Consider the following 18,839-nt stretch of genomic DNA (forward strand, 5'->3'; position numbering starts at 1 on the left):
TCAGATGTCTAGAAAGTATATTTTACATGCAGGAGTACTCGAGTACTGCTTACAAGGTCAGTATTGACAACTGTTCCATCTATTTGAGTCGTACCATAAGCTGCACCAGTATAAATGATTTCACCACCAAATTTCATTTTACCAGACAAAAATTCAATACGAGGAGAAATTTGGTACAGATAATCAATATTTGATCCACGACTATACAAACCGATAAACTTATCATTAGATCCTTTAGCCAAATCGTCCGCGGCCCCTAAATTCTTGCTATAACCAAGGTTGAAACCATAACGAACATTACCTGTTGTTGTATATAAATCTGAGGTTAAACTCATTGTCGAGATATTGGTGTATTCGTAATCGCCGTTGGCTTTCACATTTTTCACACCGTATCCTCCAATCATTACAAAGTTATACATGTTCTGACCATAGATTCCCTGCAAATTCCACTTCAGTTTCTTTCCAGTCATTCCCAACCAGGTATTGAAATAGTAACTCCCAAGTTTCTCATCTGTTTTTACACCATTGCTATTTACAGTAAGCGGCATAATTGTTTTATAACCTGCAGTAAAGCCAGCTTCTACCCCTTTTGATAAATTCGTCTTTACTTGAGCTGTAAATTCCGGAATACTAGATTGCTGAGCGTACTTTTCACTAATGCCATCAGGCCCTGTACTCTTGAAATCCATTTCGGATAAAGCTGCAAAACTCAATGTGGTATTCGTATTTAGCTTACGGGTGTAACGCAACTGTGGTGCACGATTCAATAATCCAAAAGGAAGACCAGCACCCCAGTGCAAAACATTTGGGTAAGCTGAAGGAACAAACATGGGATGCCAGAATTTTCCAGCAATCAGTTGATCTTTCTCCCAATCTAATTTAATGAAAGCATGACGAAGACGGAACAAACCCGTTTTATCGTTTGATGTTCCTACAAAATCACCTTCAATTACCGCAGATCCCTGTGCACCAAAAGCCTCGAAACCAGAAACTGTTGCTCTCAAACGCGATTGCACTGTTGTCATGAAAAACTCAGAGCGATCATTCAAATCATTTCCTTCAGAATCCAACAATTCATTAGCAGGATACAGTAGGATAGCGCCTTCCCGAGAGTTAACTGTTTTACGAGTATCGAAATAGCTTTCTGCTGCAACGAATCCACTCAACTTTACACTTACTTTTTTCTCTTCTGCTTTGACTGAAACTCCAGTTAGTATCAGAACCATTAAGCATATAAAAAATCTATTTTTCATTATTCTTCAGTTTTATAGATGTTTAGGTTTGATTATTTTACACTCTCACTTTTACTTCTCTCAATTCAGGTTTCATTTTCGTATTAGCCACGTATAAAAAAACAGATAAGGTTGCAATTGTAGTTAGAATACCCACTGTATAAGCGATAGTTTGTGATACGTGGAAACCTTCAGGCGCAATAAGAATGTAAGTGGTTACTACAGCTGTCATAAATGTGGCAGGGATTGTTGCGAACCAGTGACTGCGTCCTTTTGTTACCATATACATAGCAGCCGTCCACAATACAATTGTTGCAAGAGTTTGATTAGCCCATCCAAAATATCTCCAGATAATAGCAAAATTGACTTGAGTCAATAAAAAGCCGATCGCAAATAAAGGAAGTGTAATCGCTAATCGCTGAATCAATTTCTTTTGAGAATAACCAAAAGAATCGGCAATCGTCAAACGAGCAGAACGGAAAGCAGTATCACCAGATGTAATTGGAGCAGCAACAACACCGAATATTGCCAACACACCACCAATTTTACCTAATAGACCCCCGCAGATTTCATTCACAACCCATGCAGCATTATGCCCTGATTGTCCCATAGTTTCACCTAATTCTCGAACACCACCAAAGAAAGTCATAGCAGCTGCTGCCCAAATCATAGCAACAATACCTTCTGAAATCATCGTTCCATAAAAAATCTTTCTCCCCTGCTTCTCATTGGTCATACAACGAGCCATAAGCGGAGACTGCGTGGCGTGGAAACCAGATATAGCACCACAAGCAATCGTAATAAATAGCATAGGGAAAACAACAAATTTAGAAGGATTGGCATGCATATTAGCAAAATTGGTTGCTGTTAATTCTGGAATGCTATGATCCCCTAAGATTAAAGCACCAGCAATACCAAAAGCCATAACCAAAAGAGAAATACCAAAAATTGGGTATATTTTACCAATCAATTTATCAATTGGAATCATGGTCGCTAATAAATAGTATAAGAAAATACCACCAATCAATATAGAAACATTAACACCTGTTAATCCGGTAAGAATGGCAGCAGGGCCTTTTATAAAAACAACGCCCACAAGCACTAATAGAATAACAGAAAAAACACGCATGAATTTTTTGAAGCCTGACCCCAAATATTTCCCTACAACCTCAGGAATACTGGCTCCACCATGGCGTACAGAAAGCATTCCTGAAAAGTAATCGTGAACGCCACCGGCAAAAATACAACCAACAACAATCCATATAAAAGCAACTGGCCCCCAGAGAGCTCCCGCGATAGCACCAAAGATTGGTCCTAAACCGGCAATATTCAGGAATTGAATCAAAAAGATCTTCTTCCAGTTCATAGGAACAAAATCGACACCATCTTTTTTTGCGATCGCTGGGGTAACCAGATCAGGATCAACTCCAAATTTTTTCTCAACAAATTTTCCGTAAATCAGATACCCTAGGATAAGGGCAACGATACTTAAAATAAAAGTTATCATACTCGTGTTGTTTAGTTTGTAAATAGCTCTTAGTAAAGTGAATCGAATCACTACAAACAAAACAAGCGGATTTGGCAAGAGCAAAAAAGGTAGAAAAGACCTATTTATAAGACAGACAACACCCATTTCAATATGGGTATTTTCACCCATATTTTACGGAACAAAACACATAAGAGATTTAATGCAAGGCAATTACATTCCTTATTTTGAATACATCTGCACAACAGGAAACGTTTGCGGAGATTAAAAAACCTTAAATTTTGCAAAAAAAAACCTTTTTTCAGAGGAACAAATTTAGGCCCTAGAAAAGCAGATATAATTTATCAATTGAGGGTTTACACTTCAATAATTTTATTTTTCACAGCATACATCACCAATGATGTCGAATTGGGACAGCCAGTTTTACTCAAAAGATTGGAACGATGACGATCAACCGTACGATGACTAATAAAGAGTTTCTCGGCAATATCTGTATTACAAAAGCCTTCGCAAATCAACTTCAATACTTCCAGCTCACGCTGGGTTAGTTTAACTACTTCGTTCTGAAATTGCTTTTGTTTCTTTTTGTCGAGAATACCAACCAATAGTTCTTGAGAAAAATAAGTACCGCCATTAATAACAGCCTGCAAAGCCGCATTCAATTCTTCAACACCCGAGTTCTTCAAAAGAAAACCCTGAACACCAGCATCCAACATCTGATCGTAATACTCCTCTTCACCATGCATAGAGAGGACAATAATTTTAAGTTTAGGGTAAAGTTTTAGCGCTTCACAGGTAGCCTCCAATCCATTCATCTTGGGCATATTAATATCCATCAAGGCAATATCGATAATCTCATTGGCTGCCAAGTCAAGAAATTCCAAGCCATTGGAAGCCTCACCCACAACTTTCATTTCGGGAATATCGTTTAGTAAAAAACGTAATCCACTACGAAACATTTTATGATCGTCAACTATGGCTAGCCTGTACTCTTTCATTCTCGTCTATTTTAGGGTATTTCTATACAGTTTATTATTTCGCTCCAGATTCTAACTTGACTGAAAGTACAGCCATCATTCCGCCATTCACGAGGTTACTCTTAATTTTATGCGTTCCATTTAAGGAGCGAACACGACTCAAGATATTGTAGAGTCCCATCCCGTTGGTCTTATCAGATTCAAGTTTTCGAGTATCAAAACCAATACCATCATCAATATAGATCAACTTAAGTTCATCCTTTTCACGTGAAAGATTAATTTCAATATTTTCGGCCTTAGCATGTTTAATCGTATTGTGAATCAGTTCAGTTACCACTCGATATATCACAACTTCGACCTGTTCATTAAGGCGCTCATTTAAATTCTCTGCATGAAAACTAATATTAATCCGCTCCGAAACCTGTAATTTTTGAGTAAAAGAATTAATGGCTTTCTCTAGCCCAAAATCACTCAAAATGTGCGGACTCAGATTGTTCGAAATCTCCTTAATACTCACTAGGGCTTCATTTACCGCTTCGCGTGAAACTTTAATAATACTTTGCTTTTTCTCCGCTTCATCGGTTTGCTTAAGAGCCGAAAGATAAAGATTTATACTGGAAAGCAAAGGTCCTATAGAATCGTGTAAGTCCTTAGCAAAGCGTCTTCGTTCATTTTCCTCGGTCTCAATTACCGCATTCAGAACCTTGCGCTCTGTTTCCTGTCTCTTACTAATGTCTCTCACTACGGCCAGTATTAACTGATCCTCTTCCAGGTCGATAAGACTTAGATTAATTTCCACTGGAAACGTGGATCCATCATGCCGTTTTTGTATAGATTCCATATTGATAGAACTTTTATCTGGACTGAGCTTATTCCAATAATCCACCAAGTTTTGAGCTGAATACTTAGAATCCAAGTCTGCATAATTCATCTCTAACAAATCCTTATGGCTATAACCCAAGCTTTGACAAGCTGAGGAGTTAGCATCAATAATTTTTCCACTAAAGTTGTGAATCAAAATCTCGTCAGCAGCCTGTTCGATCAGCGATCGCCAACGTTTTTCAGAAGCCCTAATCTGCTTCTCATCTTCCTGTATTTGCTCTTCGGCCAATTTTCGTTCTGTAATATCAGTTAGGGTACCTACCATATTTGTGGGCGCATTAGCATCATCCCGATCCAGTATCTTCCCCTTTCCCTTATACCACTTCCACTCCTGATTGGCATTACAAATGCGAAATACAACTTCAAAAGTCTCAGTTATCTCCTTTAAACAATCTAATCGTTTGCCTTCCACTTTTGCTTGATCATCGGGATGAATATGTGCGTATACAAATTCCAGTGTATTCTTAACCCGATCGGGATCATAACCCAAATTCAACCAAATTTGTTTACTGAAAGTAAGGCGCTCCGATTTAAAATTGTGTTCCCACACCCCATCTGAATTTGAATCCAACATTCTGAGCAAACGTGTTCTATTGACTTTTAAATCCTTATTAATAGCAAGTAATCTATTTTCATTTCGCTTCCGTATGTATCTGGAATAAAAAATAATTATACATATCAGTATTAAAAAAACGGATATAAGAAGCAGATAAGTTTTATACTTCTCAAACAAGGTAAGCGGTAAATGAATAATTTGACTCCCTTCAGGCAATTGGTCAGGACTAATATCAAATCGCTGCATCTGATTATAATCGAAAATGAGGCTATTGTAGCCAGATGTTACCAAAGGAATCTGGTTGATGTCCTCTCCATTTATCACTCTCAATGCAATTTGAGCTGCGAGCTTACCTTGTTCAAAACCACTGGTCAGCATGCCACCCACAATACCCTCACCCAAATAAAATACCCAGGAACTATAAATAGGAAGCTGAGTAGCCTCCCGAATAATCTCAATGTTCTCCTGGTAAGAAATATAATTACCCTCTTTGTCTTTACTAAAATTCAAAAGAAGAATGATATTTGAATCATCCAATTGGTTCACTTTATCAACGAGTTCATCAATTGATAAATTCTCTAAAAAAACCAGATTGACATCTGTTTTAATATCGGGCCAAAATGATTTAATGTGATTACGATTGATGATGGCAGAGGTGGTTTGATTATCGTTAATCACTACCAGATTTTTTGCTTTGGGATGCAAACGTAAAGCCTCCTGAATTGTTCGCTTAAAATCGATGAATTCGGTTACCCCGGTCACATTTGTCATCCCTTCAATCAGACTCTCATCAAATTGATCGATAGAAGCAAAAACGACGGGAATATCCTTAAAATAAGTATTCTGATATTTTCTGGCAAACTCAAGTGCATTATTGTCTGAAGCAATAATCACCTCAAAAGGGATATTATGATGTTTCAGTTCGTAGAGTTTGGCAAATTCAACCAAATAGGCAGGGTCCGAATTTCGCTTTGAATCCATATATTCAAATTGCACTTCCAAATTGTCGTGCTGCTCAAAAATAGATTGCATCCCCCGTGTAATATTATCCGTCCAGTTCAAACCCTGATGATAGGAATGCAAAACCAGAATCTTTTTCTTGCGTGCCCAAGTTGGATTCGTTAGAAAAAGTAAGCACAAAAACAAAAAAAGATAATGTTGATATTTCATGGGATAGCTTCCTTTAGTCAGACCTAATTGCTGTAAAATCAAAGGACACAACAATCTCGACCTGCGTAATTTACTAAAGCCACTAATTAAAAACAAATTACACATAGAGTAAGCTGTAAATCAATACATGATTCTAAAAATTCAATTAAGTAGAAAATTTTTACTGCACACTCAATTTAGATTATAATAGTGTAATAACTGTCGTAAAAAACCAACTATAGGTTTAAAATTTATGACCTTAAAAATTTAAAAAAAACAGTAATAGAAAACTAAATTTCATGGGCGGTGGAGTCGCCAGAGAGTTAGTTCAATTAATAAAAACTGACAAACCATCTAGATTTGATTTTCACAAAACACAAACAAGTTTAATCGACTTACTTATTTAACTATTTAATAGGAGGTGCGTTTGAAATCGTCCACGAAACTTGGCAATACCTTTACATTTATTGACATAGCCTTGTTGAAAATTATATTAATAAAATTCATTATATTTAAAATTTGATTAAAATCACTAAGTAATAGCTAGTTGAAGAATTATAAGCTTTATTAGAAATTATTGATCAAACTTAGAAAATTATGGTAGAGAAGAAAAAAACTCATGACTAATTCCAATATTCAGAACATGAAAAAAATCCAATTTAACTCATTAAAATCACGAATAACGATTACCATTACAGGAATTCTTGTAGTATCACTATTGTTTACTACATTTTTTTTTGCAAGCAGTGCAAAGCGAGAGTTATCTAATGCAATTGAAGCAAATGCACTTAATTTATTAGAAGCAACAAAAAACCATGTTGAATCTCAACATAATAGTATTCTTTACCATAAAACATTTGTACTGGAACGTAGAAAAAATGAATTAAAAAATAATATAGCAGTGCTGTTAACGATGATTAACAGGGCATACAAGCTTTATGAAACAGGTCAGCTAAACGAATATGAAGCCAAGCAACGTGCAATCACAGCAATACAACAAGCACGATATGATAATAATGTGGGTTATTTCTGGATTAATAATACAGAACAACCTATTCCACGAATAATATTGCATCCTACAATGCCTCACCTCGAAGGTACTATTCAGAATAGTTCTAAGTATGATAGTGCTCTAGGAAAAAATATTAATCTGTATAAAGCACAGCTTGATATTTGTTTGGAACATGAAGAAGGATTCCTCGATTATCTTTGGGAAAAACCAACATCAGAAGGGCTCACTGAACAAAAACAACTAAAAATTTCGTATGTAAAACTTTTTAAACCTTGGAATTGGATAGTTGGTAATGGTGTTTATTACGATGATATTGAAAAAGATGTACAAAACAGAATTAATGCTGTACTTGACGATTTAAATAAAACAATTAACAAACAGCGAATTGGCGAAAGTGGTTATTTCTTCATTTTTAATGAAAAAGGCCTTGTACTTGTTCACCCAAGTTCTACAAGCGACAGCTCGAGTCATTTAATCAATCCTATAACAGGCGATCTGCTTTATGAAGAATTAAAGGCGGCGGCATTTAGTCAAAGTCATTTTATGGAATACAATTGGGATAAACCAGGCTTCGAAGGCGAATATAGATTTCCTAAGAAAGCTTTTGTAACTTATTATAAACCTCTTGGATGGTATATTGCGACTTCAGTTTATAAAGAAGACTTTGAGCAAAAAATAACAAATCTAACCAATACAATTCTCTTGTTTTCAATCTTTTTTATCGCAATTGCTTTTGTTATTTCGCTTCTTATGTCCAGAAGCATTTCCAACCCTTTAAATATGCTTGTTAATACAATAAGCACAGTTGATAAAGATGGTCTGCCAACGAAACCTATTTCCCCGGCAAAAATTTCAGAAATAAAAGTACTCAGTGCTACAATTAATACTATGATTGATTCTATACGGAAATCCAGAAAGGAGTTAAAAGTCGAGAGAGATTATTCTATGGAGCTTATTAATGCTACGCCTGATATTATTTGCGGTTTGAATAATGAGGGTATTACAACATTTATTAATCCTGCGGGAGAAAGAGTAACGGGTTACAGTAAAGAAGAAATTATTGGAAAGAATTGGTGGAAACTGTTATATCCAGACAAGGTATACAAGCAGGTTGAAAGAATTTTTAATACTTTTCCAGAAGGTAAAGTTATTGAAATAAAACTATTCAGAAAAAATGGGGAAAAGAGAGATATTGTCTGGAACTCTTTTACCAGGAGAGATCATAATAACAATATTTTGGAAATCATCGGGTTTGGTAATGATATCACCAATCGTAAGCAAATTGAGAAAGAACTAATAGAAGCAAAAGAAAAAGCAGAAGAAAGTGACCGATTGAAATCAGCATTTTTAGCTAATATGAGCCACGAAATACGTACCCCGATGAATGGTATTCTGGGATTTATCAACCTTCTTAACGAACCTAACTTAAACAAATCTCAAATTGATAAATACTCTACTATCATTAATAAGAGCAGTGACAGGCTACTAAATACAATCGACGACATTATTGATATTTCAAGGATTGAAGCTGGAGAAGTACTTGTTTTAAATACTAAGATTTCGATACAGGCTGTCATGAATGAACTTTATACTTTCCATTCTCCTGAAGCAAAACTGAAAGGATTATCGTTATCTATACAACCTTCACTCTCCCCTGAACAAACAAACATAATCACCGACCGCAATAAGTTCCATAGAATATTAAGTAACCTTATTAAAAATGCAATTAAATACACTAAAAGAGGGGCAATCACTTTTGGCTATTCCTGGAAAAATAAATGTATCGAATTTTTTGTAAAAGATACAGGAATAGGTATCCCCAAAGATCGAACGCAAGCAATTTTTAATCGTTTTGAACAGGCTGATAATGGGAACACAAGGCTCTTTGAAGGTTCTGGCTTGGGACTTGCACTATCAAAGGCTTATACTGAAATGCTTGGCGGAAAAATTTGGGTCGAGAGTAAAGAAGGGAAAGGCTCAGTATTTTATTTCACAATTCCATACAAGCCTGAATTGAAAGATAAGGACAGTTTAGCTAAAATTGACAATGATTCTAAGGATGAGAATCTAATTAATAACCTAAAAATTCTTATTGCCGAAGACGACGAAATATCGGGAATGCTAATTGAAATTGAACTTGAAAAATACTGCAAGACGATTATAAAAGCTAGAACTGGTGCAGAAGTTGTTGAAATTTGCCGAAATAATCCTGACATTGATTTAATTCTGATGGATATAAGAATGCCAATTATGGATGGATATGAAGCCACACGTCAAATTCGACAGTTCAATAAAAATATTATAATTATTGCTCAAACAGCATATAGTTTTGTTGGAGATAGAGAAAAATCTATAGAGTCAGGATGTAATGATTATATATCGAAACCAATATTAAAAGATAAATTATTTGAGCTAATACGTCTCTATTTCAGAAAATAAAGTTAGTATAAACATATCGACTATGGATAATAATGCATATGGCTATAATCGAATAGGTCGCAGCTAGATCATAAGCCTATTGGAAAACCTAAGCCTCTTTATATTTAAATGATTGAACAAGTTCAGTTCTAACCAATGGCGGATTTAATGACATCGTACTTTTAAGAGATAAGCTTTTTTAAGAGGCAAGTCTTGAGAGATTCTATTAAATAATTTTAAAGATAAAATTAGATATTATAGAAAAACAATCATAAAAAAGCAGTTCCTTCAACAAATATTCTGAATGGTCTGCATTTTACCGATAATAGTCAATTTTATAACAACGGTTGGAGTATTTTCAAGTATTATCTGTTCTCTTTATGTAGGGTTTACTGAAAAACGGACAAAGTTTGCTTTCTCCGTTTTTCAGTAAAACCCTAAGTAGTACGCAACCATAACTTTATTTGATGAATGACATGATGAAATTGTTTGAAATTCATCCCATTACTACGGCCAGGTTTCATATTCTCTTTGCCTCCAATTACAAATTCATCAACATGAATTTTCCCGTCTATGGGATGAGTTTCACTACTTTTCATTGCAACTCGTGCTTTATGAGTGAATAACCATGCGGTTTTTCCGTGTTATACCATACCGTTTTGCTAATTGAGATGCAGATATACTTTTAGTTGTTGCAGTCATCTAAAATGAGAATAAAGAATGCCTTTCTCAATTCAAATTTAACTTTGTGGAACATTATATTTGCTGTAGGACTTTCGATATGAAAACATTTAGTGCAGACCTTAGACATGTTCGGTTTGTTTGAATGTTTATCATGTCCACATTTACAGCATTTATACCCATCATTCCACATTATGTCTGACAAATATTGTTTACATAGTTCATCTGTTGGAAATTTCGCAGTAAATTCAATAAAGTTCTCGCCTTTAAATATATCCATAGCCTTCTTAATTGTTAAGGCACAAATATAGTTGAATTGTACTTAGGGTCTACTGAAAAACGGAGAAAGCAAACTTTGTCCGTTTTTCAGTAGACCCTAAATACAGTGAAACTAAAATGACCAATGGTCTATTCGAAAAGATGTTCAATTGCAAAGCAACAACACGAAATTGGAAAACAGTACTGAAACTTTCAGACTTAGCTCAATAAATTAAACCGTAGTTTTACAAGCAATATTTTCACCCATAAACACAGCCGTTTCAAAGCCTTTACGCGTATTTTCAAGAAGGTCATCAGCTAATTTCACTTTCCCTTTTTCGAAGAATAGCACTAGAGTAGAACCTCCGAAAGCGAAATAACCTTTCTCATCTCCTTTCTCAACCTGAGAATTATCCTGATAAGTTTGGATGATACTACCAACCATGGTAGCCCCTACTTCAGAGATAATGATATTACCAAAATCTTCAGTTTTAAGCGTACTATAGGTTCTGTAATTCTGACAGAAAATTTCCAAACTCTTTTTCAAAGCCATTGGAGAAACCGAAAAATACCTTCCTTTAATTGATTTAGATTCGGATATAAAACCACTTGCGGGGAAATGAAATCGATGGTAATCCGTAGGTGCCAAACGAACTATGACCATGGAACCATCGACATACTTTTTAGTCAGTTCTTTATTCTTAAGAAAAGTTTGAATCGTAAACTCTGACCCCTTCACAAAAAACGAAGAAATATCTTTTATGGACTGAAAAGCAAGAATCTTACCATCAGCAGGTGAAACAACCCCATTACTTATAGGTCGCTTTCCAGCTTGTATTTTTCTAAAGAAAAAATCGTTAAAGTTGAGATAAGCTTTACTATCGGTTATCTTATAATTGGATAGATCAATTTGATATTGAGCAATAAATTTATCAATCTTCTTTTTCGAAAAACGACTACTCATATACCAGCCACCAAGCATGGTTAACATCTTTCGTTTAACAAGAGTATGAAGTGTTACTTTTCCCAAAGAAGAATTATAAAGCCATCTTAACATGCCTTCGCTTGGAACGAATTCCTTAACTAAACTTCCACTCTTTCTGTCTATGTATCGTATCGTTCCCATAAATCTGATTTGAATGCAAATTTAATCGATTTCGAAAAACATCAGGTATTCTTTTCCATTTTCTCGTAATTTTATCCAATCTTATATGCGTCTCACCTCTTTTTAGGACTTACTTATCTCTTAAACACCATCATTTCATGTGAAAACTCCTTAAAGCTAAAAATAGGTTTGAAGAGATCATCAGAAGCTCTATCTTGTCGAAGCAAATAGAAATAGCCTTTGATCTAAAAATTAGCAGATAAAATATGATGGAAAATGGTCAGCCAGATGGCAGAAAAAGAAAAGATATTAAAGTTGGACTAGAAGTTGAAATTGTGCAAAAGCAAGATCAACGAAGTGGCAATTTAACCGAAGGTATTGTGAAGCGCATTCTAACCAAATCGCCGAATCACCCTCATGGTATCAAAGTGCAACTAGAAACAGGTGAAGTAGGCCGTGTAAAAAACATCCTCGATAATGAAGATTAAATAAAAAATATAAACAGAAACGTTTTGACTATACGAAACGTTTTTTTTTTATGCCCCACATCCCTTATTCAAAAGCATAAAACAGACATTCTCCTCTTTTTATCGCATCGATTCAGCTTATAAAAAAAAGAACTTTACTATATTTAGTCTCACAAGAGTGAAAACCACACACACATTTCCATCACACAGTTGCTGGAAGCAAATATCAGACACTCTAAATTATATAACCAAAATAGACCATAGTGGACATCGAATACATTTTTAACAACAATCGGCAATGGATTTCTGATAAACTCAAACAAGATTCCGACTATTTCAAAAAACTTTCAGGAGAACAAAGCCCCGAGATTCTATACATAGGTTGTTCCGACAGTCGCGTGACTACAGGCGATTTAATGGGCATAGAACCTGGTGATATGTTTGTACACCGAAATATTGCTAACATGGTATCTAATACCGATTTGAGTGCCATGTCAGTCATCAACTACGCCGTTAGCTACCTTAAGGTGAAACATGTCGTTATCTGTGGGCATTACAATTGCGGTGGTGTAAAAGCCGCAATGCAGTCTAAGGATATGGGCATTTTAAACCCGTGGTTAAGAAACATTCGTGACGTTTATCGTTTGCACAAAGATGAACTGAATGCCATTGAGGATGAAGAACAAAAGTACAACCGACTGGTTGAACTGAATGTGCAGGAACAATGTGTGAATTTGATTAAGACTGCCGAAGTGCAAAAAGCCCTTCTACACGATCATATCACTGTTCATGGTTGGGTTTTCGATATCCACACAGGGCATATTATCGATATGAAAATTGATTTCAATAAAATATTAAAGGACATCATGGAGATTTATCGACTGGAGTCGTGAGTTCACTTTATCACACCACATAAGTTTAACTTTATCCACATTCATAAATAAGATTATTCCGATAGAAAATAGGAGAAACTCACCCAAATCTGGTGAGTTTTTTTTTATGAATATACCGAAGTGAATTTTTGCACCAAAAGTCAGGCTACACCTCATAGACAAAAGAAGCATATTTTACAAACATCAGTTGAATGCATTCATTCCCACTTATAAGCGCCTATTTTTCTACACAAACCCCAAATAGATGATAATTGTTAGTTTTATTTCATCAATCAATTAATACATTCGCGCTCTATTAAAAAAAATAAGATCTAATGAAGAAGTTTAAGGATATTGTGGTGATTGGCGTAGCACTGTTTGCGATGTTTTTTGGAGCAGGAAATTTGATATTTCCACCTCAATTGGGAGTTTTGAGTGGTGATTCGTGGCTACAAGCCATCATGGGTTTCTTCACGACCGATGTGAGCTTGTCAATACTGGCTATTATTGCTATTGCAAAATCGGGAGGCACATTCAATTCTTTTGCTTCTAAAGTCGGACCTAAGTTTAGTATCGTCATGGGTATCATCATCATGTTGATTATTGGTCCACTCTTGGCTCTACCCAGAACGGGAGCGGTCAGTTACGAGATGGGTATACTGCCCATATTCCCTGGTATTCCTCAATATATCTTTACTTTGGTTTATTTTGGCATATCCCTTCTCTTTGTCATCAACCCCAAGGGCATTATAGATAAAATAGCCGTCTATCTGACACCGATCTTGCTTATTGCACTGGTATCAATAATCGTAAAGAATATATTGATGCCCGATAACATTATGCCTGCGGCGAAATTAACAAACGTCTATACCTATGCATTTCTGGAGGGCTATCAGACTTTGGATGGCTTGGCAGCAGTGATCTTTGCTGGCATTATTCTTATGGGCTTAAAAGAAAAAGGCTATACCGATACCTCATCGCAAATAAAAATGACCATCAAATCGGGCTTAGTCGCTTTTAGTATTATTGGTTTTGTATATGGCGGTTTAATCTATTTAGGAGCTAATGGAGCCAGCAGTATTCCCGAAGGCATGAGCAGAACAGAAACATTTATGGCTCTTGTTGATCGAATGTTCGGACAATATGGCCTTTGGATGGTCGCCGTTACTGTTATATTTGCCTGTTTTACTACGACAGTCGGATTAACAACTACCGTTGCTGAATATTTTAGTGAATTATCAAACAACAAACTTAGTTATCGATTCAATGTCGTTACAATAACTTTAGTCAGCTTCGTCCTTGCGAATCTGGGTGTTGAACAGATCGTATATTTCTCAGGTCCTATTTTGGGTATCATCTATCCTGCCATACTAGTTTTAATCGTCCTCAATCTCTTCGATAAATACATCACTTATAAAGGAATTTATTCAGGAGTTGTCGGCGGAACACTAGGCTTTAGCACCCTGATGTTTATCTGTAAGTCATTCGATTCCTTATCGGCTGCGAAAGATTGGTTATCATCCTTCCCTATGAGCACTTACGAAATGGGATGGTTGATACCTGCCATTTTTGGAGGGTTGATTGCTACAGCCTTTTATAAGATTAAGACTGTACGATAAACTCAAGCTAAAATGAGCTTTAAGTGTGCAATACTATTAAATCTGCTGATTAAATTATTTCTTATTGGAAATCTTATTCTTGCGATCAAGAATGCAAACATTCCCTCCCGGAGACCAGCATTTAGCACAGGAAACACATCTGGGTTCATGGGAAGGATTTTGTTTCCATTTATTCGGAAGGTCTGGCTCAGAAAATAGAGTGCGTGACAAAGAAACATAAGAGATATTACTATCATTCAGGATGTGTTCCATCAATTCCACATGTCGATGACCACCTACGGATATCACGGGAATACTGAGTTCTGCAGCAATTTGTTTTGTTGCTTCATAGAAATAGGCTTGTTTTTCCCTTTTCACAATCTTGGTTCTTATGGGTCTTTTAAGAGGGTATCCAGGATCAGGATTGCCACCACTAAACTCTATAGCTGTGATGCCACGTTTTTCCAGTTCTTTTGCCACCCAAAGACTCTCATCTGGAGTCAAACCGTTTTCATCCCAATCGTCGGTGCAATGCATCTTTATTAAAACAGGATAGTCAAGCCCCACCTCTTTGCGAACCGCTTCGAGTGTTTCGAACAGTATCCGGGCACGGTTTTCTATTGAGCCCCCATAGGCATCCTCCCTACGATTGAAATAAGGCGAAAGAAACTGGCTATACAAATAGGAATGAGCGGCATGTAATTGTACCCCGTCAAAACCGGCTTCTTTTACCCTTCTGGCACTTTGCGCATAAGCTTCTATCACAGTTCGAATATCCTCGGATGTCATCTTTTTGGGAGTTACTCCAGAGGACGGATTCTTAACAGCAGATGGTCCCCATATCAGCCTACCTTCAGTTTGATATTTAGTTGAGGAGCCTCCGTAGCAAACCTGCATGATGAGCTTAGAACCCAATTCATGAATTCGCTTAACGAAAAATTGGTATTCCTCAATAAAATTATCTGAGTAGATGCCCAACATCCCTGCATTGGGTTGTTCATTTTCCAGAATATGAGCATAACCCGTAATAACAGTGCCCACGCCACCTTTAGCCAGTTCTTCATAACGCCAAATCAGTTCCGGAGTTAGGTGCCCCTTTTCATCAGCCAGGTTCAACCAGGTAGCCGAACGCCACAAGCGATTCTTTAGTTCTAAATGACCAATACGAGTCGCTTCGAAGATCTTCTTTTGCATATTTTTATATTGAATATCTAAGGTCTAAAACTAAACAGACCATTTAAAACAAACGTTCTTTCTAATTTATTCTTTCGCCCAATTCCCACGGGGTTGAAGGATACGAAAATTTCGCAAAGTTTGAACTGCATCGGGTAAAATACTCTCGTATAGCTTTTGATGTTTCTCTGGAAAATCAACCTGACAGGTTTTGTTCCAGCGCTCATAAATAGTAAATCGAGTTGGATCTTCAGCATCCTGATGTAGAAAAGCACAAATAAAACTGTCTTCTTTCACCATCCTATCAAATACCTTCATGGCTGCTTCTTTCCAATCTGTTTGCCTGTCAGTCTTAATCTGAAAGTTCGAATAAATAGTCAAATCATTGGCTACCGTTTCGAACTGCGTACTTGCCCAAAAAGCCATTGGGCGCAGGATGTGTATTTTTCTCGGACTAGCACTCATTTCTGGCAGTCGCTGCTCATAAGTCTTACGATAATCTTTGGCAGCCATCTGATAGGTCATAAAATCCTCTTTCGAAGCCTCGGTCCAACGTTCATACATGCTAAATCGGTTAGGGGCTTCAGTATCCTCGTGTATAAAAGCACTTACAAAAGCTGCCTCTTGAGTCATATTATCCACAAGCTCAAACAAGCGTTCCTGGAACTCTTCAATATATTCGGGCTTAATATGGTATTTAACGTAGAAAACCAGATCATCCGGATTGGCTATTCTTGCTGGATTGGTAGTCATGATTTAATCCCCCCTTTTATCTATTCGTAATAATTTTACAATTCTTCATTAGGTTTATACAAGTTATCACTTTTGAAAGCATAAAGCAATAAAGAAATCTTCACATATCGCAAGAACCTAAAAATCAAAGCTTATATCTATATCTTCAGGATTTCAACCATCTAATTTAACCAAGTGGTTAAAAAAACCACTTTTAATTTGCAGATAAAAAACAATCCATTACATTTGCATTAACCAAATGGTTAAAACGTCTGGTTAATTTTTTACAAACAATTTAACCAAATGGTTAAACATATGAAGATGGAAAAGAAATCAATTGAAACCCAAGAGAATATTCTAAACGCCGCAAGAATAATATTTGCAAAAAAAGGATTAAGCGGAGCCCGTATGCAAGAAATAGCTGATCATGCCGGTATTAATAAAGCACTCTTGCATTACTACTACCGAAATAAAGAAAAACTGTTTGAGCAGGTTTTTGAGGAAGCCTTTAAAAAGTTGATTCGCCCACTTGGGGCATTCCTAACAGATGATTCAGAATTGTTTCAGAAGATCAGGAACATTTGTAAACTCTACAACGAAGTGTTGACCAAATACCCCTTTATCCCCAACTTTGTAATAAATGAAATGAATATCGATCCTTCCAGAATACTCAACCTACTGGATATTGGAGGAGTTAAAGAGGGGAAAATCAAAACTGCCATACAAATTAACGAAGCCATTAAAACAGGCATGATCAGACCCATCGACCCTAGAGAACTAATCCTAAACATTATTAGTCTCTCTGTATTTCCTTTTGCAAGCCGTCCCATATCAGAACAATTTTTATATAAGGATGAAGACATGGATGAGGTTCTTAAATCAAGAGCCGATGGTGTAGCAGAATTTATTATTCAATCGATAAAAATTTAAATAAATTAAAATGGACTCACTTTTGAAAAATAACAAATACCTCCTTCTCTTGGTGTTCCTTATTCAAATTCAGGTTGGATGGACTCAAGAAGTAACACTAAGTTTGGAGCAATGCCAGAAAGAAGTGCAGGAAAACTTTCCTTTGGTTAAAGGGAAAGAACTTTTAAGTCAATCTTCAAAACTGAATATTGAGAACATCAAAACATCATATTTACCCAGGCTTTATGCAAATGGGAAACTCTCCTACCAATCGGATGTAACCGGCATTACCTTTCCAGGCATGGCAACGCCCCAAGCACCAAAAGACCAATATGCCCTCAATCTGGATGTGGAGCAGTTGATATATGATGGCGGAAAAACAAAAAATAGAATTAAGATCGAAAAAGAAGCTTCGGAGGTAGAAATTCGAAACCTTGAGATTCAGATCTATCAGTTGCGCGAAAGGGTGAATTCCGCATTCTTTGGTATTCAACTTGTTCGTAAAAATAAATTGATACTTATCGACAAGCAAAAAACCATTTCGAATCGATTAAAACAAATAAGATCAGCGGTAGAAAATGGTGTTATTTTACCCGCCAACCTAAAAGTTATGGAGTCGGAATTGTTGCTAATCGATCAACAGGTTCAGGAACTGAATGCGCATGAAGCCTCTTCATTTCATATCCTGTCGGAATTAATGGGACGACGAATCGATGCAAAAGCCAAATTGAAAGCAAGCAGCTTTGATATGGAATCAGCCAATGATTTAAAGACAGATAGTAAAGAGAGACCGGAATACCACATGTATTCGAGTCAGAAGTCATTGCTTGAAGCGCAAAAAGAACTGCTAAAGAAAGACCGTTACCCCGTGATCTCAGGATTTGGTCAGTTGGGATACGGAAATCCCGGCTACAATCAATTGACGGATGAGTTCGATACGTATTACATGCTGGGTGCGAAAATATCCTGGAATATTTTCGATTGGAAATCAAATCGCCGAAAGCTAAAAGAGATTACCATCCGTAAGGATATTGTAACAACTCAAGAACTAAGCTTTTCTCAAAACCAACTGATTGAATTGGGAAATGAATCCATCAAGCTGAGGAAATTTAAAATCTTGCTCGAAAAAGATGAAGCCATTATCGACCTGCAAGAAGCCATCAGTGCAAGCTCAGCCTCCCAGTTGGACAACGGCATCATTACTTCAAGTGATTACCTGGAAGATTTAAACAAGGAAATTCAAGCAAAATTGAATAAGGAATATCATTTAATTCAGTTACAGCAATCTTTGGCTGAATACGAAAGAATCAAGGGAATTTAAAAGTACTTAAA

Annotated in this window: 14 protein-coding genes; 6 read left to right on the forward strand and 8 right to left on the reverse strand. The window is 36.3% G+C overall.

The genetic code is table 11. The features are described 5' to 3' along the window. Nucleotides 1-8: 8 nt before the first annotated feature. The 4 genes from DWB61_RS09030 to DWB61_RS09045 all read right to left on the reverse strand — a co-directional run bounded on the left by DWB61_RS09030 (nucleotide 9) and on the right by DWB61_RS09045 (nucleotide 6,303). Nucleotides 9-1,253 (reverse strand): hypothetical protein, encoded by a 1,245-nt coding sequence (locus tag DWB61_RS09030; protein WP_125030580.1) that lies wholly within the window; start codon nucleotides 1,251-1,253, stop codon nucleotides 9-11. 37 nt (nucleotides 1,254-1,290) lie between these two features. Next, on the reverse strand, nucleotides 1,291-2,739 hold the full coding sequence (locus tag DWB61_RS09035) for a carbon starvation CstA family protein (protein ID WP_125030581.1): 1,449 nt from the start codon (nucleotides 2,737-2,739) through the stop codon (nucleotides 1,291-1,293). Between the two features lie 335 nt (nucleotides 2,740-3,074). Continuing rightward, nucleotides 3,075-3,716: a response regulator gene (locus DWB61_RS09040; protein WP_125030582.1), complete on the reverse strand. Its 642-nt coding sequence runs from the start codon at nucleotides 3,714-3,716 to the stop codon at nucleotides 3,075-3,077. 34 nt (nucleotides 3,717-3,750) lie between these two features. Continuing rightward, nucleotides 3,751-6,303 (reverse strand): sensor histidine kinase, encoded by a 2,553-nt coding sequence (locus tag DWB61_RS09045; protein ID WP_158614386.1) that lies wholly within the window; start codon nucleotides 6,301-6,303, stop codon nucleotides 3,751-3,753. A gap of 622 nt (nucleotides 6,304-6,925) precedes the next feature. Between DWB61_RS09045 and DWB61_RS09050 the strand changes: the two genes are divergently transcribed. Then, a complete protein-coding gene (locus DWB61_RS09050) occupies nucleotides 6,926-9,733 on the forward strand; it encodes a cache domain-containing protein (protein ID WP_158614387.1) in 2,808 nt (935 codons plus the stop codon). A 416-nt stretch (nucleotides 9,734-10,149) separates the two neighbouring features. Here DWB61_RS09050 and DWB61_RS17670 read toward each other — a convergent pair whose 3' ends face one another. Beyond that, nucleotides 10,150-10,311 (reverse strand): hypothetical protein, encoded by a 162-nt coding sequence (locus DWB61_RS17670; protein ID WP_156190208.1) that lies wholly within the window; start codon nucleotides 10,309-10,311, stop codon nucleotides 10,150-10,152. A gap of 572 nt (nucleotides 10,312-10,883) precedes the next feature. Then, nucleotides 10,884-11,777, reverse strand: coding sequence for a phosphatidylserine decarboxylase (locus tag DWB61_RS09055; protein WP_125030585.1), 894 nt, complete (start codon nucleotides 11,775-11,777; stop codon nucleotides 10,884-10,886). A gap of 245 nt (nucleotides 11,778-12,022) precedes the next feature. On the opposite strand from DWB61_RS09055, the gene DWB61_RS09060 reads away from it, so the two are divergent. From DWB61_RS09060 to brnQ, 3 genes are all read left to right on the forward strand, one after another. Next, nucleotides 12,023-12,244: a YwbE family protein gene (locus DWB61_RS09060; RefSeq protein ID WP_317124882.1), complete on the forward strand. Its 222-nt coding sequence runs from the start codon at nucleotides 12,023-12,025 to the stop codon at nucleotides 12,242-12,244. A gap of 242 nt (nucleotides 12,245-12,486) precedes the next feature. Next, nucleotides 12,487-13,116 carry a carbonic anhydrase gene (locus DWB61_RS09065; protein ID WP_125030586.1) on the forward strand — a complete coding sequence of 210 codons (630 nt, stop codon included), beginning with the start codon at nucleotides 12,487-12,489 and terminating at the stop codon, nucleotides 13,114-13,116. 314 nt (nucleotides 13,117-13,430) lie between these two features. Then, entirely contained in the window at nucleotides 13,431-14,714 is a 1,284-nt protein-coding gene (brnQ, locus tag DWB61_RS09070) for a branched-chain amino acid transport system II carrier protein (RefSeq protein ID WP_125030587.1), read from the forward strand. Between the two features lie 54 nt (nucleotides 14,715-14,768). Here brnQ and DWB61_RS09075 read toward each other — a convergent pair whose 3' ends face one another. Beyond that, nucleotides 14,769-15,887, reverse strand: a complete 1,119-nt coding sequence (locus DWB61_RS09075) for an NADH:flavin oxidoreductase (RefSeq protein ID WP_125030588.1) — start codon at nucleotides 15,885-15,887, stop codon at nucleotides 14,769-14,771. A 66-nt stretch (nucleotides 15,888-15,953) separates the two neighbouring features. Beyond that, complete coding sequence (locus tag DWB61_RS09080) at nucleotides 15,954-16,619, reverse strand: putative quinol monooxygenase (RefSeq protein ID WP_125030589.1); 666 nt, start codon at nucleotides 16,617-16,619, stop codon at nucleotides 15,954-15,956. A 300-nt stretch (nucleotides 16,620-16,919) separates the two neighbouring features. On the opposite strand from DWB61_RS09080, the gene DWB61_RS09085 reads away from it, so the two are divergent. Then, nucleotides 16,920-17,528, forward strand: coding sequence for a TetR/AcrR family transcriptional regulator (locus tag DWB61_RS09085; protein WP_158614388.1), 609 nt, complete (start codon nucleotides 16,920-16,922; stop codon nucleotides 17,526-17,528). 10 nt (nucleotides 17,529-17,538) lie between these two features. Beyond that, nucleotides 17,539-18,828 carry a TolC family protein gene (locus DWB61_RS09090; protein ID WP_125030591.1) on the forward strand — a complete coding sequence of 430 codons (1,290 nt, stop codon included), beginning with the start codon at nucleotides 17,539-17,541 and terminating at the stop codon, nucleotides 18,826-18,828. Nucleotides 18,829-18,839 lie beyond the last annotated feature (11 nt).

This window comes from Ancylomarina euxina, from assembly GCF_003863355.1.
GTDB lineage: Bacteria > Bacteroidota > Bacteroidia > Bacteroidales > Marinifilaceae > Ancylomarina > Ancylomarina euxinus.

Excerpts from the sequence above, each read along its gene's own strand:
- DWB61_RS09030 (WP_125030580.1), bottom strand. The coding sequence starts at position 1,253 with ATGAAAAATAGATTTTTTATATGCTTAATGGTTCTGATACTAACTGGA.
- DWB61_RS09035 (WP_125030581.1), bottom strand. The coding sequence starts at position 2,739 with ATGATAACTTTTATTTTAAGTATCGTTGCCCTTATCCTAGGGTATCTG.
- DWB61_RS09040 (WP_125030582.1), bottom strand. The coding sequence starts at position 3,716 with ATGAAAGAGTACAGGCTAGCCATAGTTGACGATCATAAAATGTTTCGT.
- DWB61_RS09045 (WP_158614386.1), bottom strand. The coding sequence starts at position 6,303 with ATGAAATATCAACATTATCTTTTTTTGTTTTTGTGCTTACTTTTTCTA.
- DWB61_RS09050 (WP_158614387.1), top strand. The coding sequence starts at position 6,926 with ATGAAAAAAATCCAATTTAACTCATTAAAATCACGAATAACGATTACC.
- DWB61_RS17670 (WP_156190208.1), bottom strand. The coding sequence starts at position 10,311 with ATGAAAAGTAGTGAAACTCATCCCATAGACGGGAAAATTCATGTTGAT.
- DWB61_RS09055 (WP_125030585.1), bottom strand. The coding sequence starts at position 11,777 with ATGGGAACGATACGATACATAGACAGAAAGAGTGGAAGTTTAGTTAAG.
- DWB61_RS09060 (WP_317124882.1), top strand. The coding sequence starts at position 12,023 with ATGATGGAAAATGGTCAGCCAGATGGCAGAAAAAGAAAAGATATTAAA.
- brnQ (WP_125030587.1), top strand. The coding sequence starts at position 13,431 with ATGAAGAAGTTTAAGGATATTGTGGTGATTGGCGTAGCACTGTTTGCG.
- DWB61_RS09075 (WP_125030588.1), bottom strand. The coding sequence starts at position 15,887 with ATGCAAAAGAAGATCTTCGAAGCGACTCGTATTGGTCATTTAGAACTA.
- DWB61_RS09080 (WP_125030589.1), bottom strand. The coding sequence starts at position 16,619 with ATGACTACCAATCCAGCAAGAATAGCCAATCCGGATGATCTGGTTTTC.
- DWB61_RS09085 (WP_158614388.1), top strand. The coding sequence starts at position 16,920 with ATGGAAAAGAAATCAATTGAAACCCAAGAGAATATTCTAAACGCCGCA.
- DWB61_RS09090 (WP_125030591.1), top strand. The coding sequence starts at position 17,539 with ATGGACTCACTTTTGAAAAATAACAAATACCTCCTTCTCTTGGTGTTC.